Origin of the sequence: Ferrovibrio sp. MS7 (genome assembly GCF_038404985.1) — a bacterium.
Classification (GTDB): Bacteria; Pseudomonadota; Alphaproteobacteria; order Ferrovibrionales; family Ferrovibrionaceae; genus Ferrovibrio; species Ferrovibrio plantarum.
Window position 1 is genome coordinate 389,001 of sequence record NZ_JBBKBA010000001.1, and the last position, 6,000, is coordinate 395,000.

Here is a 6,000-nt window from a genome sequence, read left to right on the forward strand (position 1 = left end):
GAAGGACATTTCCGTCCCGCCGCCACGCCGCCGTGGCGTCATGCCGTCACGACGCCATGCCGTCAGGCCGGATAGAGGCGATGGATACCCAGCCCGACAGCGTGAAATCCCGACACTGCCAACGGTAGAAATCGCCCTATTCTTTGGGGCAGGCTCGACAAAAGGAATGCCGACAACGGCACGGATCGAACGGGCACGAGGCAACCATGGCGGACAACAAGGGCAAGGAAGGCGGCAAGAGCGAACCGTTCCTGACGCCGAAGGGACAAGAAGTCGTCGATAAAGCGACGGCCAAAGCGATTGAGACCGGCAAGAAAGCGGCGGGCTTCTTGGGCGGCATGTTCAAGAAGCTCGATGCGGCTTGGAACGCCCCCGCCCCTGAGAAGCCCCCTGCCCCGCCGGCGCCCGTTGTCCAAAAGCCGCCCGTCGCCACACCGGTCCCGGGGCCCGTAAAGGCGAAGTCGGTGCCGCCGCCGGTGGTCTATCCCGATCTGGAAGAAGGTGGGAAGTACGCCCACCTCCCGAGCGAACATAAGCAACTCATCGCGTTGATTCGCCGACTGCCCATCGATGCCGATGTTCGGCATGTGCTTTGGAGTCACATTTTCCGAGGCGAGATCAGCGAAGCGAAAGGCCGCCTCGAACGGCACGTGTTTCCGACACTAGGCCCGGAGTGGCGCGAAGAACTCGCCAAGCTCGGCACGGGCGCACGCTGGGCGACGACAGAGGACATCATCAACGCAGAACTTGTGACGCACAAAGGCCAGCCAGAGCGCGAGGACGGGCTGTATCTCGGCAAAGCATCGATCTCTGGCAGCGATGTCCGACCGGACCTGTTCATCGGCGGCGAAGGCCATTTGCTGACGGTGGCGCCGACCGGCGCGGGCAAGGGCCAAGCCCACGTCATGCAGAACGTGTTTCTCTACGATGGCCCCATCGTCGTCCTCGACCCGAAAGGCGAGTGCTACCGGGAACTCGCCTGGATACGCCGCCTGAAAGGCAACGTCTTCAAGTGGGCGCCGTTCGACGATTCGATCGAGAGCGACAAGATCAATCCGTTGGATTTCGTCTGCTCGTGGGAGGACGCGCTGGCGCTGGCAACGACGCTGATTCCGGCCGAACGATCCAGGGACCCGTTCTGGGAGATGTCGGCGCGGGACATGATCACGGGGATCATCTGGTTCCTGGTACGCCACGGCGAGCCCGGCGCGCGCACCATGACGGAAGTCCATCGACTGGTGACCGCGCTCAACGCCAAAGTCCCGGCGAACCTGCGGCGCGGCGAGGACGAAGGCGAGACATGGGGCAGCCGGCTCATAGAGGACATGCTGGCCTCGCCGGACGTCAATCTCCACGGCACGGCGAACGCGCTCCAGGAAATGCACGAAAACGAAAAGATGCGAGCCTCGATCTTGGCGGTCGCACGGGTCTATCTGTCGGTATGGGCAAGCCCGGCGATCGCGCGCACGACCGACGAAACAAGCCCGAAATGGAACCCGGCCAGCCTTCGCGACAACATGGCGGCCTACGAACGGCGGCAAGACGGGATTTTCTTGGATGAGCGGCGAATCGACCGCCAAGGTGCCGACGCCGTCTTCCTTATCGTCCCGCCGGAACTGATCGCCAGTAACGCTCCGGTGCTGCGGACGATTCTGGGCCTGCACATCAAAGAACTTCTGGAAGCGTCCAGCCGGGCGGCGCGCATCCCGCACGAAAAGGACTATCCGAGGAAATCCACGCTCTTCCTGCTCGATGAGTTGCCTCAGCTCGGCTATGTGGACCAGGTCGAGAAAGCCATCGCGATCGTTCGGGCAGCGAAGATCCGTCTTTGGCTCTTCGCCCAGGACCTTTCTCAACTCCGAGTCGTGTATCCGCAGGCGCAGACGATCATCTCGAACTGCCGCGTGAAGAGCTTCTTCGCGATCAACGACGCGAAGACGGCCGATGAGGTGTCGGACCTGCTTGGCCAGCGGCAGGAGCTGTTCGGCCGGGGCAAAGAACCGCTTGCGACCTCACAAGCCCTGCGCGGCCCCGACTTCAAGGGCCAGCAGGTGCTCCTCGTCTCCGGCAACGTGCCGGTCCGCTCGACGCTCGTGCCGCTCTATGCCGACGAGACCTATCAGGCCTTCAAGGCGTCGAAGAAACCCATCCTCGATGCGATGCCGGATGTCGAAGAGGACGATTGAGGATCGGCGAGCGGCGGGCTTCTCATCGAGCCGGGGCTAATCGCCCCCGACGCCATCGCTCAAGAGGTCCATGAAACCCTGGTAGCAGTAAACGCGCCCCCGCTTCTTGCCGGTGATCTCCGTGACGATCGCAAGGCGCTGAAGCTCAGCGAACGCGGCGTTGATCGTGGGCAAGGTAAGGCCGGTTTTCTGGGTTGCCTTGGCGGCCGTGATGAAGGGACTCTTCTGGAGGAGTTCGTGAACACGCAACGCGGAGCCTGCCCTGTCGCCGGCTTGGCTGATTCTGGCTCGATCGTTCTGGAAGAGGCTTACGACTTTCGTTGCGGTGTCGAAGGCCTGCTCGGCCGTGCGCGTCACTCCGTCGAGGAAGAATTCGAGCCAAGCCTCCCAGTTCCCGCGCTCCCGAACTTCCTGAAGAAGGCGATAGTAGTCGGATCGATGTTGCTTGAAGTAGAGGCTGAGATAGAGGAGCGGCTGCTTGAGCACCCCCTCATGACACAGGAAGAGGGTGATCAGGAGACGGCCGAGGCGGCCATTCCCGTCCAAGAATGGGTGGATGCTCTCGAATTGGAGGTGGATGAGCCCCGCCTTGATGAGGGGGGGGATATCCGGCGTCGCTTGATGAATGAATTTTTCGAAAGCGTCGAGGCACGGCATGAGCTCATCGACCGGCGGCGGAACATAGAGCGCGTTGCTCGGCCGAGTCCCGCCGATCCAGTTTTGGGTCCGCCGAAACTCGCCCGGGCTTTTGGTTTGGCCGCGTCCGCTCCTCAGGAGCCGCTCGTGCATTTCCCGGATCAATCGCAATGAAATCGGCAACGTCTTGAGCCGGTCGAGGCCGTACATCATGGCGTCGACGTAGTTCGAGACTTCGCGGATATCGTCGATCGGCTGCCCCGCGACGGCGTCCGTCTCGAATCGAAGAAGATCCGAGATCGTCGACTGCGTGCCTTCGATCTGGGAAGACAGGACCGCTTCCTTGCGGACATACATGTAAAGAAAAAGGGCCTGGTCGGGCACGAGAACGGTGATGCCGTCGAGTCGTCCAATAGCCCGGTCAGCCGCGCTCAGCTTTCCGAGCAAGCCCGCGATGTCGATCGGGGGCTCTGGCGGCAACGGAGGCGGGACGAACGCACGGACGCGTTCGTCTTCGTAGGTTGCCTCCTTGAATCGGCCGAGTCGTGTCATGGCAGCAGCGTTCATAAAGCAATCTTACCTTAGCCACGCCATAAATAAAAGTTAAGGCCATTTTCTTTATTAGCGGCAGCCGTTAAGAAAGCGGGCTTTAGTAAGCCCCATCGGAATAGCCGGCCGGCCAGCACCGCCCACGACTGTCCCCAAAATGTCCCCGAAACGAGAAAAGCCCCGATCCGAAGATCGGGGCTTTTTCGTAGAACGCTGATTTCTCAGCGTTTATCTGGTTGCGGGGACAGGATTTGAACCTGTGACCTTCAGGTTATGAGCCTGACGAGCTACCGGGCTGCTCCACCCCGCGGCAAAGAAGTAAGGGGTGCTTGATCCATGGGATCAGGCACCCCTTTGATGTTGTCTCGTGAAGTCTGCATCGGTTGGGCCGGTCTTGGCAGGCCTGGCAGCGACCTACTCTTCCGCGTCTTAAGACGAAGTACCATTGGCGCTGAGCATTTTCACGGCCGAGTTCGGGATGGGATCGGGTGTTGCACACTCGCTAAGGCCACCAGGCCAGCTAAGACCGGCGGAACCGGATGCAGTGAACTATCCTGACACAGCACCGCTCGAGAGCGGGCTAATTGCGTCTGCGCTTGATTGAGTATCGTCCTGGCAGCTTCTGACCGCTGCACATGACAGATTTGGCTGAGATCAAGCCGATCGAGTGATTAGTACTGGTTAGCTCAACGCGTTGCCGCGCTTACACACCCAGCCTATCAACGTGGTGGTCTTCCACGACTCTCAGGGATACCTTGTTTTGAGGGGGGCTTCCCGCTTAGATGCTTTCAGCGGTTATCCCGTCCGTACATAGCTACCCGGCAATGCGACTGGCGTCACAACCGGCACACCAGAGGTACGTCCACCCCGGTCCTCTCGTACTAAGGGCAGCTCCTCTCAAGTATCCTACACCCACGGCAGATAGGGACCGAACTGTCTCACGACGTTCTGAACCCAGCTCACGTACCACTTTAATCGGCGAACAGCCGAACCCTTGGGACCTGCTCCAGCCCCAGGATGTGATGAGCCGACATCGAGGTGCCAAACGATTCCGTCGATATGGACTCTTGGGAATCATCAGCCTGTTATCCCCGGCGTACCTTTTATTCGTTGAGCGATGGCCCTTCCACACGGGACCACCGGATCACTATGACCGACTTTCGTCTCTGCTCGACTTGTTTGTCTCGCAGTCAAGCGGGCTTATGCCATTGCACTCAGCGACTGATTTCCGACCAGTCTGAGCCCACCTTCGCACGCCTCCGTTACTCTTTCGGAGGCGACCGCCCCAGTCAAACTCCCCACCATGCAGGGTCCCACCGCCGGATAACGGCGGATGGTTAGATGCCAAAAACCAAAAGGGTGGTATTTCAACGGCGACTCCACAAGAGCTAGCGCCCCTGCTTCAAAGTCTCCCACCTATCCTACACATTCAATTCCTGGCACCACTGCAAAGCTAGAGTAAAGGTGCACGGGGTCTTTCCGTCTAACCGCGGGAACTCCGCATCTTCACGGAGAGTTCAATTTCACTGAGCCTATCTTGGAGACAGTGGGGAAGTCGTTACGCCATTCGTGCAGGTCGGAACTTACCCGACAAGGAATTTCGCTACCTTAGGACCGTTATAGTTACGGCCGCCGTTTACTGGGGCTTCGATTCGGAGCTTGCACCCCTCCTCTTAACCTTCCAGCACCGGGCAGGCGTCAGACCCTATACGTCCACTTCCGTGTTCGCAGAGCCCTGTGTTTTTGTTAAACAGTCGCCACCCCCTGGTCTGTGCCCCCACACCGAGCTTGCGCTCAGCATGGGCCCTCTTCTTCCGAAGTTACGAGGGCAATTTGCCTAGTTCCTTCAAGATAGTTCTCTCAAGCGCCTTGGTATTCTCAACCAGTCCACCTGTGTCGGTTTCGGGTACGGTCTATACGCTAGGGCTATTTCCTGGAACGACTACACCGCCCGGACAATCCAGTAAGTCCGAACAATTATCGTCATCCGTCACCTCTAGCAGGCCCACGAATGTTAACGTGGTTCCCATCGACTACGCCTTTCGGCCTCGCCTTAGGGACCGGCTCACCCTGCGCGGATTAACCTTGCGCAGGAACCCTTGGACTTTCGGCGGGAGTGTTTCTCACACTCCTCTCGTTACTCATGTCAGCATTCTCACTTCCGATACCTCCAGGAGCCCTCACGGGTCTCCCTTCACAGGCTTACGGAACGCTCCGCTACCGCGTGCATTGCTGCACACCCGCAGCTTCGGTGCATGGCTTTAGCCCCGATACATTTTCGGCGCAGGATTGCTTAATTAGACCAGTGAGCTATTACGCTTTCTTTAAAGGATGGCTGCTTCTAAGCCAACCTCCTGGTTGTTTTGGCCTTCCCACATCCTTTCACACTTAGCCATGACTTGGGGACCTTAGCTGGCGGTCAGGGCTGTTTCCCTCTCGACTACGGACCTTATCACCCGCAGTCTGCCTGCCGTGTATTACTCATCGGTATTCGGAGTTTGGTTAGGTTTGGTAAGACGGTGAGTCCCCCTAGCCCATCCAGTGCTCTACCCCCGATGGCATTCGCACGACGCTCTACCTCAATAGATTTCGCGGAGAACCAGCTATTTCCGAGTTTGGTTGGCCTTTC

2 protein-coding genes, 1 tRNA gene and 2 rRNA genes (1 of these 5 cut by a window edge) are annotated in these 6,000 nt (G+C 59.1%); 1 reads left to right on the top strand and 4 read right to left on the bottom strand.

Going from position 1 to position 6,000, the window contains the following annotated elements:
* Positions 1-206: 206 nt before the first annotated feature.
* Positions 207-2,186, top strand: a complete 1,980-nt coding sequence (locus V6B08_RS01730; RefSeq protein ID WP_341977478.1) for a type IV secretory system conjugative DNA transfer family protein — start codon at positions 207-209, stop codon at positions 2,184-2,186.
* A 36-nt stretch (positions 2,187-2,222) separates the two neighbouring features.
* Here the strand turns inward: V6B08_RS01730 and V6B08_RS01735 are convergent, their stop codons facing one another.
* The 4 genes from V6B08_RS01735 to V6B08_RS01750 form a co-directional block, all read right to left on the bottom strand.
* Positions 2,223-3,389 carry a Fic family protein gene (locus tag V6B08_RS01735; RefSeq protein ID WP_341977480.1) on the bottom strand — a complete coding sequence of 389 codons (1,167 nt, stop codon included), beginning with the start codon at positions 3,387-3,389 and terminating at the stop codon, positions 2,223-2,225.
* A gap of 215 nt (positions 3,390-3,604) precedes the next feature.
* Positions 3,605-3,681: transfer RNA gene (locus tag V6B08_RS01740), tRNA-Met, on the bottom strand.
* 91 nt (positions 3,682-3,772) lie between these two features.
* Positions 3,773-3,887: ribosomal RNA gene (rrf, locus tag V6B08_RS01745) — 5S ribosomal RNA — on the bottom strand.
* Positions 3,888-4,021: 134 nt separating this feature from the next.
* A 23S ribosomal RNA gene (locus V6B08_RS01750) occupies positions 4,022-6,000 on the bottom strand; it runs 761 nt beyond the window's last position.